Annotated in this window: 20 protein-coding genes; 11 read left to right on the forward strand and 9 right to left on the reverse strand. The window is 68.6% G+C overall.

The window, feature by feature from the left end:
• The first annotated feature begins 31 nt into the window (after positions 1-31).
• From leuC to ACQI46_RS16880, 3 genes are all read left to right on the forward strand, one after another.
• Positions 32-1,474: a 3-isopropylmalate dehydratase large subunit gene (leuC, locus tag ACQI46_RS16870; RefSeq protein ID WP_427095169.1), complete on the forward strand. Its 1,443-nt coding sequence runs from the start codon at positions 32-34 to the stop codon at positions 1,472-1,474.
• A gap of 22 nt (positions 1,475-1,496) precedes the next feature.
• Entirely contained in the window at positions 1,497-2,090 is a 594-nt protein-coding gene (gene leuD / locus ACQI46_RS16875; RefSeq protein ID WP_427095170.1) for a 3-isopropylmalate dehydratase small subunit, read from the forward strand.
• A gap of 212 nt (positions 2,091-2,302) precedes the next feature.
• On the forward strand, positions 2,303-2,935 hold the full coding sequence (locus ACQI46_RS16880) for an HU family DNA-binding protein (RefSeq protein ID WP_427095171.1): 633 nt from the start codon (positions 2,303-2,305) through the stop codon (positions 2,933-2,935).
• Between the two features lie 76 nt (positions 2,936-3,011).
• Here ACQI46_RS16880 and ACQI46_RS16885 read toward each other — a convergent pair whose 3' ends face one another.
• From ACQI46_RS16885 to cofC, 3 genes are all read right to left on the reverse strand, one after another.
• Complete coding sequence (locus ACQI46_RS16885) at positions 3,012-3,956, reverse strand: NUDIX hydrolase (RefSeq protein ID WP_427095172.1); 945 nt, start codon at positions 3,954-3,956, stop codon at positions 3,012-3,014.
• 24 nt (positions 3,957-3,980) lie between these two features.
• Positions 3,981-6,161 (reverse strand): RNA degradosome polyphosphate kinase, encoded by a 2,181-nt coding sequence (locus tag ACQI46_RS16890; protein WP_427095173.1) that lies wholly within the window; start codon positions 6,159-6,161, stop codon positions 3,981-3,983.
• A 64-nt stretch (positions 6,162-6,225) separates the two neighbouring features.
• On the reverse strand, positions 6,226-6,909 hold the full coding sequence (gene cofC, locus ACQI46_RS16895) for a 2-phospho-L-lactate guanylyltransferase (RefSeq protein WP_427095174.1): 684 nt from the start codon (positions 6,907-6,909) through the stop codon (positions 6,226-6,228).
• Between cofC and ACQI46_RS16900 the strand changes: the two genes are divergently transcribed.
• The 3 genes from ACQI46_RS16900 to ACQI46_RS16910 are packed head-to-tail and all read left to right on the forward strand — an operon-like array spanning position 6,903 to position 10,215.
• A complete protein-coding gene (locus ACQI46_RS16900) occupies positions 6,903-7,940 on the forward strand; it encodes an NAD(P)H-dependent glycerol-3-phosphate dehydrogenase (protein WP_427095175.1) in 1,038 nt (345 codons plus the stop codon). The genes cofC and ACQI46_RS16900 overlap by 7 nt on opposite strands.
• Before the next feature lie 4 nt (positions 7,941-7,944).
• Positions 7,945-9,054, forward strand: a complete 1,110-nt coding sequence (locus tag ACQI46_RS16905) for a cystathionine gamma-lyase (protein ID WP_427095176.1) — start codon at positions 7,945-7,947, stop codon at positions 9,052-9,054.
• 57 nt (positions 9,055-9,111) lie between these two features.
• Complete coding sequence (locus ACQI46_RS16910; protein ID WP_427095177.1) at positions 9,112-10,215, forward strand: D-alanine--D-alanine ligase family protein; 1,104 nt, start codon at positions 9,112-9,114, stop codon at positions 10,213-10,215.
• 7 nt (positions 10,216-10,222) lie between these two features.
• On the opposite strand, the gene ACQI46_RS16915 is transcribed toward ACQI46_RS16910, so the two are convergent.
• Entirely contained in the window at positions 10,223-10,774 is a 552-nt protein-coding gene (locus ACQI46_RS16915) for a DUF3515 domain-containing protein (protein ID WP_427095178.1), read from the reverse strand.
• Positions 10,775-10,783: 9 nt separating this feature from the next.
• Positions 10,784-11,026, reverse strand: a complete 243-nt coding sequence (locus ACQI46_RS16920) for an Lrp/AsnC ligand binding domain-containing protein (RefSeq protein WP_427095179.1) — start codon at positions 11,024-11,026, stop codon at positions 10,784-10,786.
• A 104-nt stretch (positions 11,027-11,130) separates the two neighbouring features.
• Between ACQI46_RS16920 and ACQI46_RS16925 the strand changes: the two genes are divergently transcribed.
• Together ACQI46_RS16925 and ACQI46_RS16930 are read left to right on the forward strand one after the other, a co-directional pair.
• Positions 11,131-12,093 carry a thiamine-phosphate kinase gene (locus ACQI46_RS16925; RefSeq protein WP_427095180.1) on the forward strand — a complete coding sequence of 321 codons (963 nt, stop codon included), beginning with the start codon at positions 11,131-11,133 and terminating at the stop codon, positions 12,091-12,093.
• A gap of 18 nt (positions 12,094-12,111) precedes the next feature.
• On the forward strand, positions 12,112-12,789 hold the full coding sequence (locus ACQI46_RS16930; protein WP_427095181.1) for a uracil-DNA glycosylase: 678 nt from the start codon (positions 12,112-12,114) through the stop codon (positions 12,787-12,789).
• Positions 12,790-12,807: 18 nt separating this feature from the next.
• On the opposite strand, the gene rpmB is transcribed toward ACQI46_RS16930, so the two are convergent.
• On the reverse strand, positions 12,808-13,002 hold the full coding sequence (gene rpmB, locus ACQI46_RS16935) for a 50S ribosomal protein L28 (protein WP_152516595.1): 195 nt from the start codon (positions 13,000-13,002) through the stop codon (positions 12,808-12,810).
• A 221-nt stretch (positions 13,003-13,223) separates the two neighbouring features.
• Between rpmB and ACQI46_RS16940 the strand changes: the two genes are divergently transcribed.
• From ACQI46_RS16940 to ACQI46_RS16950, 3 genes are read left to right on the forward strand one after another with little or no spacing between them, the layout of a single operon-like run.
• On the forward strand, positions 13,224-14,861 hold the full coding sequence (locus tag ACQI46_RS16940; protein ID WP_427095182.1) for a DAK2 domain-containing protein: 1,638 nt from the start codon (positions 13,224-13,226) through the stop codon (positions 14,859-14,861).
• A 1-nt stretch (position 14,862) separates the two neighbouring features.
• The gene (recG, locus tag ACQI46_RS16945) at positions 14,863-17,145 is read left to right on the forward strand and encodes an ATP-dependent DNA helicase RecG (RefSeq protein ID WP_427095183.1); all 2,283 of its coding nucleotides are present in this window, start codon (positions 14,863-14,865) and stop codon (positions 17,143-17,145) included.
• Complete coding sequence (locus ACQI46_RS16950; protein ID WP_427095184.1) at positions 17,142-17,846, forward strand: HNH endonuclease family protein; 705 nt, start codon at positions 17,142-17,144, stop codon at positions 17,844-17,846. Before recG ends, ACQI46_RS16950 begins: the two co-directional genes overlap by 4 nt.
• On the opposite strand, the gene ACQI46_RS16955 is transcribed toward ACQI46_RS16950, so the two are convergent.
• The 3 genes from ACQI46_RS16955 to ACQI46_RS16965 form a co-directional block, all read right to left on the reverse strand.
• Positions 17,812-18,732 (reverse strand): NAD(P)-dependent oxidoreductase, encoded by a 921-nt coding sequence (locus tag ACQI46_RS16955; RefSeq protein WP_427095185.1) that lies wholly within the window; start codon positions 18,730-18,732, stop codon positions 17,812-17,814. The two genes, ACQI46_RS16950 and ACQI46_RS16955, sit on opposite strands and share 35 nt — an antisense overlap.
• The gene (locus tag ACQI46_RS16960; protein ID WP_427095186.1) at positions 18,729-19,109 is read right to left on the reverse strand and encodes a carboxymuconolactone decarboxylase family protein; all 381 of its coding nucleotides are present in this window, start codon (positions 19,107-19,109) and stop codon (positions 18,729-18,731) included. The genes ACQI46_RS16955 and ACQI46_RS16960 overlap by 4 nt, the downstream gene beginning before the upstream one ends.
• A 263-nt stretch (positions 19,110-19,372) precedes the next feature.
• Positions 19,373-20,212 (reverse strand): aldo/keto reductase, encoded by an 840-nt coding sequence (locus ACQI46_RS16965; protein WP_427095187.1) that lies wholly within the window; start codon positions 20,210-20,212, stop codon positions 19,373-19,375.
• Positions 20,213-20,342 lie beyond the last annotated feature (130 nt).

The raw sequence follows: 20,342 nt of genomic DNA on the forward strand, positions 1-20,342 counted from the left end.
TACTAGCGTCCCAGATTGTGAGATCGTCAAGATGACTACTGCAGCCACGCCCCGCACCCTGGCCGAAAAGGTGTGGAGCGATCACGTCGTCGTTCCCGGCACGGGCGAAGGCGCCGCACGCCAACCGGATCTGATCTACATCGATCTCCATCTCGTGCACGAGGTCACCAGTCCGCAGGCGTTCGACGGACTGCGACTCGCGGGCCGGCCCGTGCGCCGACCGGATCTGACCATCGCCACCGAGGACCACAACGTCCCGACCGTCGACATCGACAAGCCGATCGCCGACCCGGTCTCGCGCACCCAGGTGGAGACACTTCGCCGAAACTGTGAAGAATTCGGCATCCGACTTCATCCGATGGGTGATGCCGAGCAGGGGATCGTGCACATCATCGGTCCCCAACTGGGTCTCACGCAGCCGGGCATGACGGTGGTGTGCGGTGACAGCCACACCTCCACGCACGGCGCATTCGGCGCGTTGGCAATGGGCATCGGCACGTCCGAGGTCGAGCATGTGCTTGCCACGCAGACACTTCCGTTGCGGCCGTTCAAGACCATGGCGGTCAACGTCGACGGTCAACTGCCGCCGGGCGTCAGCGCCAAGGACATCATCCTGGCCGTCATTGCCAAGATCGGCACCGGCGGCGGACAGGGCTACGTCATCGAATACCGCGGCAGCGCCATCGAAGCGCTGTCGATGGAGGGCCGGATGACGATCTGCAACATGAGCATCGAGGCCGGCGCCCGCGCCGGCATGGTGGCCCCCGACGACACCACCTTCGAGTTCCTGCGCGGTCGCCCACACGCGCCGCAGGGCGCCGACTGGGACGACGCCGTCGCCGCGTGGCGAAAGCTGCGCACCGACGAGGGCGCCGAATTCGACGCCGAGGTCTACATCGACGCGGCGACACTGAGCCCGTTCGTGACCTGGGGGACCAACCCGGGCCAGGGCGTGCCGTTGGCGGACGCGGTCCCCGACCCCGAAATGATGGATGACGCCGACCGGCAGGCCGCGGAAAAGGCATTGGCATACATGGGGCTTCGCGCGGGTACCCCGATGCGCGATGTCTCCGTCGACGCGGTGTTCGTGGGGTCGTGCACCAACGGCCGGATCGAGGATCTGCGCGTGGTGGCCGACGTGTTGCGCGGACGCAAGGTGGCCGACGGCGTCCGCATGCTGATCGTGCCCGGTTCGATGCGGGTGCGTGCGCAGGCGCAGGACGAGGGACTCGATGAGATCTTCGTCGCCGCCGGAGCCGAATGGCGTCAGGCCGGATGTTCGATGTGCCTGGGCATGAACCCGGACCAACTGGCGCCGGGCGAACGCTGCGCGTCGACGTCGAACCGCAATTTCGAGGGACGCCAAGGTAAAGGCGGCCGAACTCACCTGGTATCGCCGGCAGTTGCCGCGGCCACCGCGGTGCGGGGGACGCTGTCCTCCCCGGCCGATCTCGCGCCCGCGACCACCCGCTGAGCGCTCAGACAAGGAGAATTCGATGGAAGCCTTCACAACTCACACCGGCATCGGCGTACCACTGCGCCGGTCCAACGTCGACACCGACCAGATCATTCCCGCGGTGTACCTGAAGCGGGTGACCCGAACGGGATTCGAGGACGGGCTGTTCGCAGCTTGGCGCAACGATCCGGAGTTCGTGCTGAATCAGCCGCCGTTCGACAGGGGTTCGGTGTTGGTGGCCGGTCCTGACTTCGGCACCGGGTCGTCGCGCGAGCACGCGGTCTGGGCACTCATGGACTTCGGATTCCGGGTCGTCATCTCGTCGCGGTTCGCCGACATCTTCCGGGGGAACGCCGGCAAGGCGGGGCTGCTGGCCGCCGAAGTCAGCCAAGACGATGTGGAAATCCTGTGGAAGCACATCGAGCAGCACCCCGGTGCGGAAATCACTGTGAATCTTCAAGATCGAACAATTGTGGCCGGAACCATCATGGTGCGGTTCAACATTGACGACTACACCGCCTGGCGATTGCTCGAAGGTCTCGACGATATAGGCCTTACGCTGCGGAAAGCCGCTGAAATCGAAGAGTTCGAGACCCGTCGTCCGGCGTGGAAACCGCACACTCTCCCGGCCTGAAAAGGGCTCCGGACGGGTAGGGCGAACCGAAATCGCCCGGCGGCGATCCCGTTATGGCAGGCTCCGGTAGGACAGTTTGCGCGGCAAGCGGATTGAAAAAGATTCGCTGACGTGGCTTGAAATTGCGCGTGGCTCTTGGAAATCAACAGCCATTGGGTTTACCGTGTCCACTAGTCGGTCCAGGGAGGACCACTGTTATCCGGAGGTTTTGCATGAATAAAGCAGAGCTCATCGACGTACTCACGGAGAAATTGGGCTCGGATCGTCGGCAGGCGACTGCCGCGGTGGAGAACGTCGTCGACACCATCGTGCGCGCTGTGCACAAGGGCGACAGCGTGACCATCACCGGCTTCGGTGTTTTCGAGCAGCGTCGTCGTGCCGCCCGTGTCGCGCGCAACCCGCGCACCGGCGAGACGGTGAAGGTGAAGCCGACATCCGTTCCGGCGTTCCGACCCGGCGCTCAGTTCAAGGCTGTTGTGTCCGGCGCCCAGAAGCTTCCGGCCGAGGGCCCCGCGGTCAAGCGCGGCGTCACCGCCGGCAGCACTGCGCGCAAGGCGGCCAAGAAGTCTCCGGCCAAGAAGGCCGCCGCCAAGAAGACCGCAGCCAAGAAGGCCGCACCGGCCAAGAAGACTGCCGCCAAGAAGGCTGCACCGGCCAAGAAGGCTCCGGCGAAGAAGGCCGCGACCAAGACCGCAGCCAAGAAGGCTCCGGCCAAGAAGGCCGCGACCAAGACCGCAGCCAAGAAGGCTCCGGCCAAGAAGGCAGCCACCAAGACCGCAGCCAAGAAGGCTCCGGCCAAGAAGACCGCCGCCAAGAAGGCTCCTGCCAAGCGCGGTCGCAAGTAAATTCAGTTCCACCGAACACGCCGCCGGTCATACGACCTGCGGCGTGTTTGGTGTTTTCGGGCCGAAGCGCGGCGCTTCAGGACTTGCGCGCCAACGGACTCTCGAGGTGGTCGGCGGCCACCAGGTGACCGTCGACGAGCGACAGCACCCAGGTGCTGCCCTTACGGTTTCGTGACTTATCCGGTCGGACACCGTCGCGCTCGCACCACCACGCGATGAGATCGGGGATCACTTTGCCCTGCGTGCAGATGACCGGTGTCTCGGCGGAGCCGGCGATCTCGAGCAGACGGTGACGGGCCGCCTTGGGCTTGTCGGCGTACGCCTCCTCGGTGAAGGTCGGCTCGTCGTGGATCGTCGCGTCGAGTTCTTCGGCCAGTGGCGCCAGCGTCTGATGGCAGCGGACCCGGCTGGCCGCGAACAGGTCGTGCGCTCCGAACGCCGACAGCAGTGACACCAGTCCCTCGGACTGGGCGCGACCGTGTTTGTCCAATGGGCGCTTTTGGTCGTCGCCGTGCCACCTGGACTTGCTGCCCGCGGTGGCGTGGCGCACGACGAGCACCGTCTTGGTGTCGGCGGGTACCTTCGCGAAACGCCGCAGCACCTTGCGGTCCTGCGGATACTCGAGCTGGTCCATGGCCTGGCGGACCGGCAGCCACTTGAGCTCGTCGACCTCGTCGTTGACGGTGAAGTTCCCGCCGACCGCCTTCGCCGCCCAGTACCGAACTTTCTTCACCCCCTCTTCGACCGGGTAGCTCACCGAAGTCAGCCGTCGGCCCAGGCGTGCGTGAACCCCGGTCTCCTCGGCGATCTCGCGCACTGCGGTCACCGGTTCGGTCTCACCCGGATCGACCTTTCCCTTGGGAAGGGACCAGTCGTCATAGCGAGGGCGGTGGATTACCGCGACCTCGAGTTCCCCGTCGCCCTGCGGAGCACTGCCTTGCGCTGGACGCCAGAGCACTGCTCCTGCGGCGAGTACGGTTTTCGCGCCTGCGCCAGGATTCTTGGACACCTCAACCCTCACATCTCGTCACGCCGCACGCAGCGCTCACGGCTGCCGGTGCCGCTTCATCATCGACACCTGGTGGTCTCGCACGGTATGGCCCTCCTGCGGCGAGGCGGTCCAGTGCCCGTCGGGACCCAGTTCCCAGCAGCGGGTGCTGGGATCCAGGGCGGATTCGAAGATGTCGTCGAGCTGGGCACCGAGCCGCCGATCCTTCACCTGGGCCATGACTTCCACGCGACGGTCCAGGTTGCGATGCATCATGTCGGCGCTGCCGATCCAGTATTCGTCGATGGCGCGGAAGTGGATGATCCGGGAGTGCTCGAGGAACCGACCCAGGATCGAGCGCACCGTGATGTTGTCCGAATAGTCCGAGACACCGGGGCGCAGGGCGCAGATACCGCGTACCACGACCTCCACGCGCACTCCTGCCTGGGAGGCCCGGTAGAGCGCATCGATGACCTGCTCGTCGACCAATGCGTTGGCCTTCAGGCGGATCCGGCCGTCGGCGCCGTCCCGAGTGGCGGCGATCTCTCGCTCGATGCGCTCGATGATGCCCTTGCGGACCCCGTACGGGGCGACGAGCAGATTGCGGTAGGAGTCCTTGCGCGAGTATCCGGTCAGGGAGTTGAACAGATCGGTGAGGTCGGCGCCGATGTCCGGGGCGGCGGTCAGCAAGCCGATGTCCTCGTAGAGCCGTGCGGTCTTGGGGTTGTAGTTACCGGTACCGACATGGCAGTAGCGGCGGATCATCGAGCCTTCGCGCCGAACCACCAGACAAGTCTTGCAATGTGTCTTCAACCCGATCAGGCCGTAAACCACATGCACGCCTGCCTGTTCCAGGGTCCGCGCCCACTTGATGTTGGCCTGCTCGTCGAACCTGGCCTTGATCTCCACCAGAGCGACGACCTGCTTGCCGGCCTCGGCGGCGTCGATCAGCGCGTTGACGATGGGCGAATCACCCGACGTGCGGTACAGCGTCTGCTTGATCGCCAACACATTCGGGTCGGCCGCGGCCTGCTCGATGAACCGTTGCACCGTCGTGGAGAACGAATCGTAGGGATGGTGCACCAGTACGTCGCCGTCGCGCAGCGCAGCGAAAATGCTCTTCGGAGTCTCGCGTTCGCCGAACGCCGGCGGGGTAGCCGGCACGAACGGCGGGTCCTTCAGCGCCGGCCGGTCCACGCTGTAGATCTGCCACAGGGACGAGAGATCCAGCAGTCCAGGCACTTCGACGACGTCGCCGGGCGCCACGTCCAGTTCACGCAGCAGCAGCTCGAGCATGCCCTCGGTCATGTCGTCGGAGACCTCCAGGCGCACCGGCGACCCGAATCGGCGTCGCGCGAGCTCGCGCTCGAGTGCCTGCAGCAGGTCTTCGTCGCGGTCTTCCTCGACCTCGAAGTCCGCGTTGCGGGTGATCCGAAATGCATGGTGCTCGACCACTTCCAGGCCGGGGAACAACACGGGCAGGAAGGCTGCGATCAGTTCCTCCATCGGCAGGAAGCGCACCTCGTTGCCGGCTCCCGGCCGACCCGGCAGTTCGACGAACCGATCGACGTTGTCGGGCACTTTGATCCGAGCGAAGTGCTGTCCGCCGTCGTCGGGATGCTTGACCGTGATGGCCAGGTTCAGGCTCAGACCGCTGACGAACGGGAAGGGGTGCGCCGGGTCGACGGCCAACGGCGTCAAGACCGGGAAGACCTGTTCGTGGAAGTAGGTCGACAGCTGGGCGCGCTCGGTGTCGTCGAGTTCGGACCACGTGACGATCACGATGCCGTGTTCGGCCAGTGCGGGACGCACCGCGTCGAGGAACACCTGCGCGTGCCGGCTGGCGATCTGCTGGGTGCGTTCGCTGATCCGCCGCAGCTGCTCGCGGGGGGAGAGGCCGTCGGCCGAACGGACCGACAGGCCCATCTCGTCGCGACGCTTCAGACCTGCGACTCGGACCATGTAGAACTCGTCGAGGTTGGACGCGAAGATGGCCAGGAACTTCGCGCGCTCCAGCAGCGGCAGCGACGGGTCGGCCGCCAGCGCCAGGACGCGGGAGTTGAAGTCCAGCCAGCTCAGTTCGCGGTTGAGGTACCGGTCGTCGGGCAGGGGGTTCTCGACGGTCGGCGCGGTCGCCGCGGGCGGGGCGACCGGCGTCGAATCCGCGGTGGCCGGAGCGGGGGGCATCGGGTCGGCCTGGGCCTCCGAGTCCTGTGTCCGGGTCTGCGCTTCGGTCATGGTATCGATGATTCCCTATCCGGACACGGTCGGGCCAGCGCAGCCGCTGTTGTCCGTCAGACGTTCACCGTTGCGCCGCGATGGCCTTGGCGGTGGCTGGGCCCACCCCGACCGCGTGCGCGGCGGCAAGGTCTTCGGGGGTGTCGATGTCACAGCGCAGACCGGGCCACCGACCGTCGAGTTCGACGGCGCCTGAACAGCGGTGCCGGTGCGCCGAATCGGCTCCGAAGCGCGGATCCAACGGCACGGCGAACGCCAGGAGCGCCGACGTGCCGTCTCCGTGCCGGTCTGCGACGAAACCGCGGCCGCAGGCGCGGGCCGCGGTGATCGCCTCGGCGAGCTCGTAGGGGTGCAGTGCAGGCAGATCTCCTTGCAACGCAACAACATTGGGAACCTCACGACTGACGAGTGCGGCCGCCGAAGCCAACGCGTTGTTGAGGGGGTCGGGGTGCCCGTCGGGCGTGGGGTCGGCCAGTACGCGGGCGCCGGCCTGCTCGGCGGCCTCAGCTGCGATGCGGTCGGGAGTGACCACCAGCACCGAACGCACCTCCGGGACGGCCATGGCGGCGGCGATGGTGTCGACGAGCATGGCGAGCACGAGGCCTTCGCGGTCCGTCGCCGAAAGCATCGGCGCCAGCCGCGTCTTGGCCGCCGGGAGCCACTTGACCGCGATGACCACACCGACGTCGGCCTGGTGGGCCGGCGGTCGGGCGGGCGCAGTGGGGTCGGTCGCGCTCACGAATGCCATCCTGCCAGCCCCGCCCAGCCCGTTACGCTGAAGCGGTGGTCGATGCGGCGGTGATGGGTGCCGGGGCGTGGGGGAGCGCTCTGGCGAAGGTGTTGGCAGATGCCGGGAACAACGTCACGCTGTGGGCGCGCAGTCCCGAGCTGGCCGACGAGATCAATCGCACGCACCGCAACGACGACTACCTCGACGTCGCTCTGCCCGAATCCATTCGCGCCACCAGCGACCCCGCCGATGCGCTCGCCGGAGCGTGCACCGTGCTGCTGGCGGTGCCGTCGCAGACGCTGCGCGACAACCTCGGTTGCTGGACCGGCTTCATCGAGGGCGACGCGACTCTGGTCAGCCTCGCCAAAGGCATCGAGCTCGACACGCTGATGCGGATGAGCCAGGTGATCGTGCAGGTGACCGGCGCCGACCCCGGACGGGTGGCGGTGGTCAGTGGACCGAACCTGGCCAGCGAGATCGCCCATGAGCAGCCCGCCGCCACGGTGGTGGCGTGCACCGATTCCGGTCGCGCCGTCGCACTGCAGCGGGCGCTGTCCACCAGATACCTGCGGCCGTACACCAACGCCGACGTCACCGGAGCCGAGATCGGCGGCGCGTGCAAGAACATCATCGCGCTGGCGTGCGGCATGGCCGCCGGCGTGGGTCTGGGAGAGAACACCGCAGCGGCGATCATCACCCGCGGCCTGGCCGAGATCATGCGTCTGGGAATCGCGTTGGGGGCCAAGCCGGCGACCTTGGCGGGCCTGGCGGGTATCGGTGATCTGGTGGCCACCTGCATGTCGCCGCACTCGCGCAACCGTTCCTTCGGGGAGCGGTTGGGCAGCGGAGGCACGATGGAAGCCGCACTGGCCGCGACCGGAGGTCATGTCGCCGAGGGTGTCACGTCCTGTGTCTCGGTGCTCGCGCTGGCCTCGAGTTACGACGTCGAGATGCCCTTGACCGAGGCGGTGCACCGCGTGTGCCACAAGGGACTGTCGGTCGACGAGGCTGTTGCGCTGTTGTTGGGGCGCAGCACCAAACCGGAGTAGCACGGTGACCGCGCACTACGGCGATTCCACCCGAAGCGTGAAAGCGACCGACAACGAACGCTTTCCGGGCGCGCCGGTGGCTCCGTATCCCGTGCCGGCCGCCGCCTATCATCTCGACGCCGCCGAGGACGACTCGCTGGACACCTACGGGCGACGTTCCAATCCCACCTGGCGGCAACTCGAAGCAGCGCTGGCTCAACTCGAAGGCGCTTCTGACGCAGTGTCTTTCGGCTCCGGTATGGCGGCGGTCAGCGCGGCACTGCGGGTCGCGGTGCAACCAGGACACACCCTGGTGGTCCCTGCCGACGGCTACTACCAGATCCGTGCCTACGCCCACGAATACTTCGGGGCGCGCGGGATCACGGTCGTCGAAGCGGGGTGGGACCAGATCGGCGAGGCCGCCGAATACGCCGATGTGGTGCTGGCCGAAACGCCGTCGAACCCGAACCTGGACGTGGTCGACCTGCACCGCGTGGCGATGACGTGCCGGGCGCGCGGCGCGACGCTGATCGTCGACAACACCACCGCCACACCGCTGGGTCAGCAGCCGTTGGCGCTGGGCGCCGACCTCGTGGTCGCCAGTGCCACCAAGGCCCTGGCAGGTCACCACGACCTGCTGGCCGGGTACGCCGCGGGCAACCACCCTGAGCTGATGGACCTGCTGCGGGCCGAACGGCTCTACACCGGCCCGGTTCTCGGCGCGTTCGAGGCGTGGCTGCTGCTGCGCAGTCTCGGAACGTTCGGGTTGAGGTTCGACCGGCAGTGCCAGAACGCTGCCGCGGTCGCGGTGATGCTGCGCACCCACCCGGCGGTGCGCGCGGTGCGCTACCCGGGGTTGCCGGAGGACCGCTCGCATGCGGTGGCCACGGTGCAGATGCGCCGCTTCGGCGGCATCGTGGCGGTCGAACTCGCCGATGCGCAGACCGTGCACGCACTGGTCGAGCGCAGTGCACTGCTCGTCGCGTCGACCAGTTTCGGCGGTATCCACAGTTCCGTCGACCGCCGCGCCCGCTGGGGCGACGCCGTGCCCGCCGGTTTTGCCCGGATCTCATTGGGCATCGAGGACACCGACGACATCCTCGCCGACCTCGACGAGGCGCTGCCCCGCAGCTGACCCGTCCGGTCGCGGCGCGGCAACGTCCTGCGGGACGGACGGTAGCCTCTCTAGGTTGTGAGTGCCCGCACCCGCGTCGCCGTCGTCTACGGCGGACGTAGTTCTGAACACGCGATCTCGTGTGTTTCGGCAGGCAGCATCCTGCGCAACCTCGATCCGCAGCGATTCGAGGTGATCGCGGTGGGCATTTCCACCGAGGGTGCCTGGGTGCTGACCGACGCCCGGCCCGAGACCCTGGCCATCACCGACGGCAGGCTGCCGGCGGTCAACCCGTCCGCCGGTACCGAGCTGACGTTCGCCGCCGACCCGCAGCGGCAGGGCCAGCTGGTGTCTCTGGGCGAGGGCGCCGGACAGATGCTGGCATCCGTCGACGTCGTGTTCCCGGTGCTGCACGGTCCGTACGGCGAGGACGGCACGATACAGGGGCTGCTGGAACTGGCCGGTGTCCCATACGTCGGGGCGGGTGTGCTGGCCAGCGCGGTGGGCATGGACAAGGAGTTCACCAAGAAGCTGTTGGTGGCCGCGGGCCTGCCTGTCGGTGACCACGTGGTGCTGCGGCACGGTCGCACCGAGCTGGCGTTCGAGGAACAGGAGCGGCTGGGCCTGCCCGTATTCGTCAAACCTGCCCGCGGTGGATCGTCCATCGGGGTCAGCCGCGTCACGTCCTGGGATGACCTGCGCCCTGCCGTCGAGCTGGCCCGTCGTCACGACCCGAAGGTGATCGTCGAAGCTGCCATTCCCGGACGCGAGCTCGAGTGCGGGGTACTGGAGTTTCCCGACGGACGCGTGGAGGCCAGCACGGTCGGCGAGATCCGGGTGGCGGGGGTGCGCGGCCGGGAGGACGGGTTCTACGACTTCCAGACGAAGTATCTGGCCGATGCCGCCGAACTCGACGTCCCGGCCAAGGTCGACGACCGGGTCGCCGAGGAGATCCGCGCGCTGTCGGTCCAGGCCTTCGCCGCCATCGACTGCCAGGGCCTGGCGCGCGTCGATTTCTTCCTGACGCCCCACGGACCGGTCATCAACGAGATCAACACCATGCCGGGGTTCACCACCATCTCGATGTATCCGCGGATGTGGGCGGCCAGCGGCGTGGACTATCCGACCTTGCTGGCGACCATGGTCGACACCGCACTCGCTCGAGGCACCGGGCTGCGCTGAGCGCGCCTCAGCGCGCCGGCGCCGGGTCGATCGGGCGTTGGGGCAGCGCCTCGGTGAGGGCATCGGAGACCGCCTGGATCGGGGCGGGACCCGACCCGGCCGGCAGCGTCAGCGCGACGTAGACCGGACGGTCCACCGCGAACCACGTCGTGCGCGCGTCGGCGGTGCCGTCTTCGGCGATCCGCAGCCAGGACACCTCGTCGACCACCTGAAGTGGTGCACCGACGACGAACTCGGCCGGTCGGTCCAGACCGCACCGCAGGATCACCGCTTCGCTGCCGTCATCGCGTTGCCACGCCGCGGCGCCGGTCGGGGCCGGCTGCACCAGTTCGGCGCGCGCGTAGTCGCCGAGCCGGTCGGGTAGCGCGTCGAGCAGGTCCCGGCAGGATGCGCTGTCCGACTCCGGGGCCGGTAGTGCCGCGACCGACACCGGCACCGGCCCGGCCGGGCGCTGCATCACGGCAGCGACGACGAGCACGCCCACGACGGCGGCGACCGCCACGACCAGCGCGGCAATCAGTACCTTGGGCGGGGGTCCGTCCCCGGACCGGCTATCCACGTGCCAACCTCAGAGCTGCGCTCCGGTGGCGATCGGGCAGGTCAATGTCCGCGTGATACCGGACACCTGGGCGACGGCGGGCACCACGGTCGATTTCAGGTCCTCGAGGGTATTCGCACCGACGCGCACGACGACGTCATACGGACCGGTCACGTACTCCGCCGAGAGCACCCCCGTCAGACCGGCGAGTGCTTTGGCGACGACCTCGGCGCGGCCGACTTCGGTCTGGATCAGAACGAAAGCCTCGACCACGCCGTCACCCCTCCGTCCGCCTGCATAGACTCCACGCCGCAGGGCCCAAACCTACCGCAGGTCGGCCTGACGTTCAGGCCAGGACGCCGACCCGAGGAGCTGACATGGCAGCCGACGAGCCCGACTCGACGCTGGCCGAATCCGGTGAGTTCGCCGTCATCGAGCGACTCGTCGGTGGCCGCCGCCAGCCGCCTTCGGTGGTGGTGGGTCCGGGAGACGACGCCGCGGTGGTCGCCGCGCCGGACGCGCGGGCCGTGCTGTGCACCGACATGCTGGTCCAAGACCGGCATTTCCGCCTGCACTGGTCCACCCCGTACGACGTCGGTCGAAAAGCCATCGCGCAGAACGCCGCTGACGTCGAAGCGATGGGGGCGCGTGCCACCGCGTTCGTGGTGGGCTTCGCCGCCCCGGCCGAGACCAGCACGGCCCATGCCGTCGAAGTGGCCGACGGCATGTGGCACGAGGCCGACCTGACCGACGCCGGTGTGGTGGGCGGTGACATGGTGCGGGCCCCGCTGTGGGTGATCTCGGTGGCGGCGATGGGGGATCTCGAGGGGCGAGCCGCCGTGCAGCGCAACGGCGCCCGACCCGGCGACACCGTGGCGGTCTGCGGCGAACTGGGCCGGTCCGCAGCTGGTTATGCGTTGTGGGCCAACGAGATCGACAGTTTCCCCGAGTTGCGCCGTCGCCACCTCGTACCAGAACCGCCCTACGGCCAGGGCCGGATCGCCGCGCAACACGGCGCCACCGCGATGATCGACGTGTCCGACGGTCTGGTCGCCGACCTCGCCCACGTCGCAGCCGCCTCCGGGGTGCACATCGATCTGGCCGTCGATGCGTTCGACGCGGACATCGACGCGGTGGCCGGGGCTGCCGCTGCGCTGGGCACCGATCCCCGGCACTGGGTGCTCGGTGGCGGGGAGGATCACGCTCTGGTGGCGACGTTCCCGGACTCGCCTCCCCCCGGGTGGCGCGTCGTGGGAAGGGTGCTGACCGCCGACGGGCCGGCGCGGGTGAGCGTTGACGACACCGACTGGGACGGGGCTGCGGGCTGGCAGTCGTACTGACCGCTAAGTTGGCTCCTCGTGACTGCTCGACCTCTCACCGAACTGATCGATCCCGCCTGGGCCCGTGAGCTCGCTCCTGTCGAAGCGCAGGTCGCCAAGATGGGGGAGTTTCTGCGCGCCGAACTGGCCGCCGGGCACCGCTATCTGCCGGTCGGGGCGAATGTGCTGCGCGCGTTCACGTTTCCGTTCGACGACGTGCGGGTGCTGATCGTCGGGCAGGATCCGTATCCCACCCCCGGACATGCGGTCGGACTGAGCTTCTCAGTGGCGCCGGATGTCCGCCCGCTGCCGCGCAGCCTGGACAACATCTTCAAGGAGTACTGCGAGGACCTCGGCCTGCCCAAGCCCGGCAACGGCGATCTGACCCCGTGGGCGCAGCAGGGTGTGATGCTGCTCAACCGGGTGCTCACGGTGCGGCCGGGAACGCCGGCGTCGCACCGCGGGAGAGGATGGGAAGCGGTCACCGAATGTGCGATCCGCGCGTTGGTGGCGCGCCGGCGGCCATTGGTGGCGGTCCTGTGGGGACGTGACGCCGCGACGTTGAAGCCGATGCTGGGCGACACCCGCACGATCGAGTCGGTGCATCCGTCGCCGCTGTCGGCGTCACGCGGATTCTTCGGGTCCCGGCCGTTCAGCCGGACCAATCGCCTGCTCGAGGAGATGGGCGCCGCACCGGTGGACTGGCGGCTGCCCTGAGCAGACGGTGTGGGGCGCTCAGCCGCGCGAGACCTTGCCGGCCTTGAGGCAGGAGGTGCAGACGTTGACACGCTGCTTGTTGCCGCCCGGGCGCGTCACGGCGCGCACGGACTGGATGTTCGGGTCCCACCGACGGCTGGTCCGGCGATGGGAGTGCGACACCGACTTGCCGAAGCCGGGGCCCTTCCCGCAGATCTCGCACACGGCAGCCATATGTGAAACTCCTCGAATCAGTACTTGGGGTCCGGGTCTTCGGCGCCGCAGCGAGGCGGCGCGACCCGACAACCCGATCAGAATACCGGCTGACCGAGAATGACCAAAATCGTCCGCGTCCTGCGTCCACAGCGCTGAGGTCGGGTCTTCGGCGGTGTCGCCGCCACTGACTAGGCTGACGCCCACGGCGGCAGCGGTCCGCGGATGTTGTGGGAGGTGCGATGTCGGCTCGGCGGCTCGACGCCCCCGCGCTGCGCCGGTGGGCGCATTCCGCGGTCGCCGACCTGATCACCCACACCGACGAGATCAACCGGCTCAACGTGTTTCCGGTCGCCGACGCCGATACCGGCACCAACATGCTGTTCACCATGCGCGCCGCGTGGGCCCAGGCCGACAGCGTCGAGAGCACCGACGACGTGGCCGCGCTGATCGCTGCGATGGCCGACGGTGCACTGCGCGGCGCGCGCGGCAATTCCGGGGTCATCCTGTCGCAGATCCTGCGAGCCCTGGCCGACGTGGCGGCCGCTGCGGCCGCCGCCCGCGGCGGCGTGCTGGTCGAGGTCGACGGCGCACTGCTGGCCGCGGCGCTGCGGCACGCCGTGGACCTGGTGGTGACCTCGATGGGGGAAGCGGTCGACGGGACCATCGTGTCGGTGCTGCAGGCCGCCGCGACCGCCGCCGAGCAGGCCGTCGGCGAGCGTGCCGTGCTGGGTGAGGTGGTGGCCGCGGTCGGTCAGGCCGCCGCCGACGCGCTCGACCGCACACCCGCCCAACTCGACGTGCTGGCCGAGGCCGGCGTGGTCGACGCGGGCGGTCGCGGTCTGCTCGTCCTGCTCGATGCGCTGACCGCGACGCTGACCGGGCAGGTGGCGCGGCGGCGCACCTACGAGCCCGCCACCCGCGGCACGGGGTCTGCGTCTCCGCCGGAGGGGACACTTGCGTTCGAGGTCATGTACCAGCTGACCGGCTGCGATGACGGCGGCGTGGACGCGCTGCGCGCCCGTCTCGACGAGCTCGGGGAGTCCGTCGCGATCGCGGCGTCGGGCTCCGGTGACGGCAGTCCCGGCCGGTACTCGGTGCACGTCCACGCCGACGACGCCGGCGCCGCCGTGGAGGCCGCGCTGCGGTTCGGGACACCCAGCAACATCCAGATCACCTCCTTGCACGGCGGCCGCCAGGGCGCCGGCGCCTGGACTCGGGAGCGTGCGGTGCTCGCGATCGTCGACGGCGACGGCGCCGAGCGATTGTTCGGTGCCGAGGGCGCGCAGGTGCTTCACCTCGACCCGGAAGTCCCGATCAGCGCGCATCAGCTGTTGCACGCGCTGGTCAACACCGGCGCTGCGCAGGTGGTCGTCCTGCCCAACGGCTACGTGGCCGCCGAGGAACTGCTGGCCGGCTGGACGGTCGCCTCGGACTGGGGGATCGTGATGGCCCCGGTGCCGACGGGATCGATGGTGCAGGGACTGGCCGCGTTGGCGGTGCACGACCCCGGCCGTCCACTGGTCGACGACGGGTACACGATGGCCCGCGCCGCAGGTGCGGCCCGCTGCGGCTCTGTGCGCGTGGCCACCGAGGAGGCGTTGACATGGGCGGGCAGCTGCCGGCCCGGCGACGGGCTGGCCATCGCCGGTGACGAGGTGGTGATCGTCGGAGACGGCGTTGTCGCCGCCGCCGCCGGGCTGATGGATCTGTTGTTGGCCGCCGGCGGGGAACTGGTCACCGTGCTCCTCGGGGCCGGCGTGGACGGGACCGTCGGCGACGCGCTCGCCGCACACGTACACCGGCAGCACCCGGGCACCGAACTGTCGGTGTTCCACACCGGGCACCGCGGCGACGCGCTGCTGATCGGAGTCGAGTGACATGGCGACCCTGGGTGACCGCCTGGACTTCGTGATCGGTCGCAAGGCCGCCGATCAGCTCGAGGAGCACCTCGGCCTGCGCACCGTCGAAGACCTGCTGCGTTATTTTCCGCGCAAGTACAGCGACGCGATGACGGTGCGTGGCGAAGGAGAGGAACTCGACCTCGAAGAGGGTGAGCACGTCACGTTCATCGATGTCATCACCAAGGCCGAGCCGAAATTCACCACCCGCACCCCCAGACGCGAGTTCCTGGTGGTCACGTTGGGCCATCGGCGGCCGAAGGTGACCGCCACGTTCTTCAACGCCAAGTTCCTCAAACGCCAACTCGTCGAGGGCGCGAAGGTGATGCTCTCCGGGGTGGTCGGCTATTACCGCGGTGTGTTGCAGCTGACCCACCCGGCGTTTCTGGTCCTCGATTCGCCCGAGGGGCGCACCGGGGGAACCAAGTCGCTGGCGGCCATCGCCTCGGCGGCCGGTGCCAGCGGTGAGGATCTGCTCGCCGAGTTCGAGCGTGAGTTCTTCCCGATCTACCCGGCCAGCGCGAAGGTGCAGACCTGGGAGATCTACGCATGCCTGCGGCAACTGCTCGCGGTGTTGGACCCGGTCGCCGAGCCGTTGCCGGACTGGTTTGTGCGCGAACACGATCTGATGTCGGAGAACGACGCGCTGCGGGCCGTCCATCTCGCCGAGAACCAGCACGATCGGGCCCGGGCGATCGACCGGTTGACCTACGACGAAGCCGTGGGCCTGCAGTGGGGGCTGGTCGTGCGCCGCCATCGGGATCTGCACGGCACCGGCCCGGTCGCTGCGCGTCGCGACGACGGCCTGGCGGCCGCGATGGGCGCGCAACTGCCGTTCGAATTGACCGCGGGGCAGCGCGAGGTGCTCGACGTGCTGTCGCGGGAGATGGCCGCCACGCGACCGATGAACCGCATGCTGCAAGGAGAAGTGGGGTCCGGCAAGACCATCGTGTCGCTGCTGGCCATGCTGCAGATGGTCGACGCCGGCTACCAGTGCGCGCTGCTGGCGCCCACCGAAGTGCTTGCCGCCCAACACGCCCAGTCCATCCGCGCCATGCTCGGGCCGCTCGGCATGGCCGGCGAACTCGGCGGCGCCGACGACGCGACACAGATCGCGCTGCTGACGGGGTCGATGTCGGCGCCCCAGAAGCGCGAGGTGCGTGCGGTGGTCGCGTCCGGACAGGCCGGCATCGTGATCGGCACCCACGCGCTGCTGCAGGATGCGGTGGAGTTCCACCGACTGGGCATGGTCGTCGTCGACGAACAGCACCGCTTCGGGGTGGCGCAACGAGATCGCCTGCGCGCCAAGGCCCCTGAGGGCGTCACCCCGCATCTGTTGGTGATGACGGCCACGCCGATCCCGCGCACGGTGGCACTGACCGTCTACGGTGACCTGGAGACCTCGACGCTGCGGGAACTGCCTCGCGGTCGGCAGCCCATCGCCACCAACACCATTTTCGTCCGGGAGAAGCCGAGCTGGCTGGACCGCGCGTGGGCCCGCATCAACGAAGAGGTACGCGCCGGTCGTCAGGCGTACGTCGTCGCGTCACGTATCGACGAAGCCGATCAACCCGGCGCGGCCGACACGACCAAAGAAGCCGACAAGCCCAAGGCGAAGAACACGAAAAAGGCTGAAGCGCAAGAACAATCGGGAGGGCCACCGCCGGTGACCGTCGTGGAGTTGTTCGCGCGGCTGCAGCGCGGTCCCCTGGCAGGGTTGCGTCTCGGGCTCATGCACGGCCGGCTGCCCAGCGACGAGAAGGACGCGGTGATGGCCGCGTTCCGGGGCGGGGAGATCGACGTGCTGGTGTGCACCACGGTCATCGAGGTCGGGGTGGACGTTCCCAACGCCACCGTGATGGTGGTGATGGATGCCGACCGATTCGGCATCAGCCAGTTGCACCAGCTGCGCGGACGCATCGGGCGTGGTCAGCACCCCAGCCTGTGCCTGCTGGCCACCAACCTGCCGGAGACATCCAAAGCGGGGCAACGCTTGCGCGCGGTGGCCGGCACGCTCGACGGCTTCGCCCTGGCCGACCTGGATCTGCAGGAGCGCAGCGAAGGCGACGTACTCGGGTATCACCAGTCCGGAAGAGCCATGTCGTTGCGGTTCCTGTCGCTGGCCCACCATCTCGAGATCATCCTGGCCGCCCGCGAGTTGTGCGAGTCCGTCTACGAGTCCGATCCCGATCATGCGGGCATGGCCGCGCTGTCGGCGCCCTTCACCGATACCGACCGCGTGCAGTTCCTGGACATGTCGTGACCCGCAAGCACGCGCTGTGGCTCGCGGTGGCCACGGTGCTCGCCGTGGTCGTCGCCTACCAGGTGACCGCCGCGCAACGGCCGGCGGAGCACATCGCGCACGCCGAACTTCCCACGGTCGCACCCGGTGTCGACGTCCTGGCCGGTGTCGCGCAGATCGACGCGCGGGTGCGCAGTCACGATTACCGCCGCGACGCGTTCGGCGAGTCCTGGACCGACGACACCAGCGCGCCCGGCGGGCGCAACGGTTGCGACACGCGTAACGACATCCTGGAGCGCGACCTGATCGACAAGACGTACACGGCGATCTCGCGCTGTCCGACCGCGGTGGCCACCGGCACCCTGCTGGACCCGTACACCAGCGCGACGGTGCCGTTCGTGCGCGGCGCGCAGACCGGTGCGGCGGTGCAGATCGACCACCTGGTTCCGCTGGCGTATGCGTGGGACATGGGTGCACGCGCCTGGACGGAGGAGATGCGCGCCCGCTTCGCCAACGACCCGGCCAACCTGCTGGCCGTCGACGGTTCGGCCAATCAGGACAAGGGCGACAAGGAACCCGCGCTGTGGATGCCGCCCAACGAGGCGTTCCACTGTCAGTACGCGATGCAGTTCGTTGCGGTGTTGCGAGGGTATGGATTACCTGTGGATGCGCCCTCGGTGCCGGTGCTCACCGACGCGGCGCAGACGTGTCCGTCTCGGTGACCGCGTCACCGACGACCACACCGGCGGCCTTCTCCATGGGCTTGACCACGCACGTGAAGTCGGAGTCCGGACCGTGCAGATGTTCCGTCGTCTCCCAGATCCGGGCCATCAACTCGGCGACCTGCACCGGCGTGCCGAGCGCCCTGGCCTCGGCGAGGTAGAGCGCGACGTCCTTGTGCATCAGACCCGTCGCGAACCCGTAGTCGAACGTCCGCGGCAGTACCGCGCGGGGGAACTTGTCGCGGCTGGCGTGGGTGCCGCCGGACCCGGCGTTGAGCACGTCGACCATCACCTGCGGGTCCAGCCCGGCCTTGGCGCCCATCACCATCGCCTCGGCGGTCGCGGCCAGCGTGGTCGCCGCCATCATGTTGTTGATCAGCTTCATGGTCTGCGCGGCGCCCGGTTGCTCCGAGACGAAGATCGCCCGGCCCAGCGTCGCGTACACGTCGGTCAGTGCGTCGAACTCGGCACGCGGCCCCGAGACCATCACGGCCAGCGTGCCGGCCTCGGCGCCGTGCACCCCGCCGCTGACCGGACTGTCCAGGGCTGACACGCCCTGCGCGGTCAGCGCGTCGTGATTGCGTTGCGCCGCTTGCCCACCCACCGTCGACAAGTCCACAAAACGCCGAATTCGTTGTGCCGGAGCCACTTCGGCGACCACCCGCGACGACACCTGCGGAGTGGGCAGGCTGGCCAGCACTGTCTCGGCCTGCTCGCCCACCTCGCGCGCCGAGTCCGCAGCCACGGCGCCGGCCGCGACGGCACGATCCATCGTGTCGCGGTTGATGTCGTGGACGACGACCCGGTGACCTGCGGCAAGCAGGCGCCGCATCATCGGGAAGCCCATGTTGCCCAACCCGATGAAACCGAGCGGCCCCGTGCTCATTGTTCGTCCAGCTCTGCGAAGACCTCGCGTGCCACACGGAAACTGTCGACGGCGGCCGGGATCCCGGCGTAGACGCCGACCTGGAGGAGGACCTCGCGGATCTCCTCGCGGGTGACCCCGTTGGTCAGCGCTCCGCGCAGATGGGTGCGCAACTCGTGCGGTCGGTTGAGCACCGCCAACATGGCCAGGTTGAGCATGCTGCGGGTCTGCCGTGTCAGGCCTTCGCGTCCCCACACCGCGCCCCAGCAGTATTCGGTGACCAGATCCTGCAGCGGGGCCGAGAAGTCGTCGGCCTGCGCAGCGGCCTTGTCGACATACTCGGCGCCCAGGACCGCGCGGCGGATGGCGCGACCCGTCTCGTAGGTGCGTTCGTCCATCGCGCTCTCTCCGTTCGATCGACCGGTCGGAAAGATCACCGTAACCACCTGGCTTCTCGCGTCCGCACCGCGCCTACCCGTCCGCCGACGGGAACCGTGTGCGGCGCAACGGATTCGGAAGGCAAGAAAACGGTCGGCGCGCGGGCTGCGGTGCGGCGCAGCCGGCACAGCCCTGGACAGCAGATCCGTGGAGGAGATCGGCAAGCGACCTCAGGCGCCGAGGAGCGCTGCAGCAGCGCGACGGCGGGTACCCGACAGCGGAATCAGTTGCCGGTGTAGGTGTCCGGGTCGGGACGGAACCGGGTGCCCTCGTCGAGACCGTTGAGTGCGGTCATCTGCTCGTCGGTGAGTTCGAAGGCGAAGACCTCGAGGTTCGATTTGATGCGCTCCGCCGACGAGGAGCGGGTGACGACCGCGTTGCCCAGTTGCAGGTTCCACCGCAGCAGCACCTGCGCGGGGGTCTTTCCGTGGGCTTCGGCGACGCTGGTGACCGCGGGGTGGTCCAGCAGGCGACCCACGCCGAGCGGGCCGTAGGCCTGGGTGACGATGCCGTGCTCGGCGTTGACCGCGCGCAGCTCCGCCTGGTTGAGCAGCGGGTGCAGCTCGATCTGGTTGACCGCGGGGGTGAAGAACGACAGGCTGATGATGTCGTCGAGATGATGGGCGTGGAAGTTCGACACCCCGATCGAACGCGTGTCGCCGTCCTCCTTGGCCCGCATCATCCCGCCCCAGCTGTCGACGTACTTGCCCTGCTCACCGGCGGGCCAGTGGATCAGGTAGAGATCGACGTACTCCAGACCCAGCCGCTCGAGGGAGGCGGACAGAGCGTCGCGGGACGACTTGAAACCCAGATCCTCAGGAGCGAGCTTGGTGGTGACGAAAACTTCCTCGCGCGGGACGCCCGACGCTTTGATGGCGCGTCCGACCGCCGCCTCGTTGCCGTAGGCGGCTGCGGTGTCGATCAGCCGGTAGCCGGCTTCGAGTGCAGACGCGACCGAACGCTCGGCGTCGGCTTCGGACAACTCACCGACTCCGAGGCCGAGTAACGGCAGCATGTGGCCGTCGTTGAGAGTCACCGTGGGGATCGCGGCCGCCGAAGTCATGTCACCTTCTTCTCTGAAGTGGAATGCTCGCGCATGACTATATTGCCGCCGCCCATACCGACCTAATCATCGTAGGGCGGTGCGGCACGTCGTAGGCTGACGCCCGATTGTGTGCGCCGGGCGGCGAACC

It is taken from the genome of Mycobacterium sp. SMC-4 (assembly GCF_050205565.1).
GTDB lineage: Bacteria > Actinomycetota > Actinomycetes > Mycobacteriales > Mycobacteriaceae > Mycobacterium.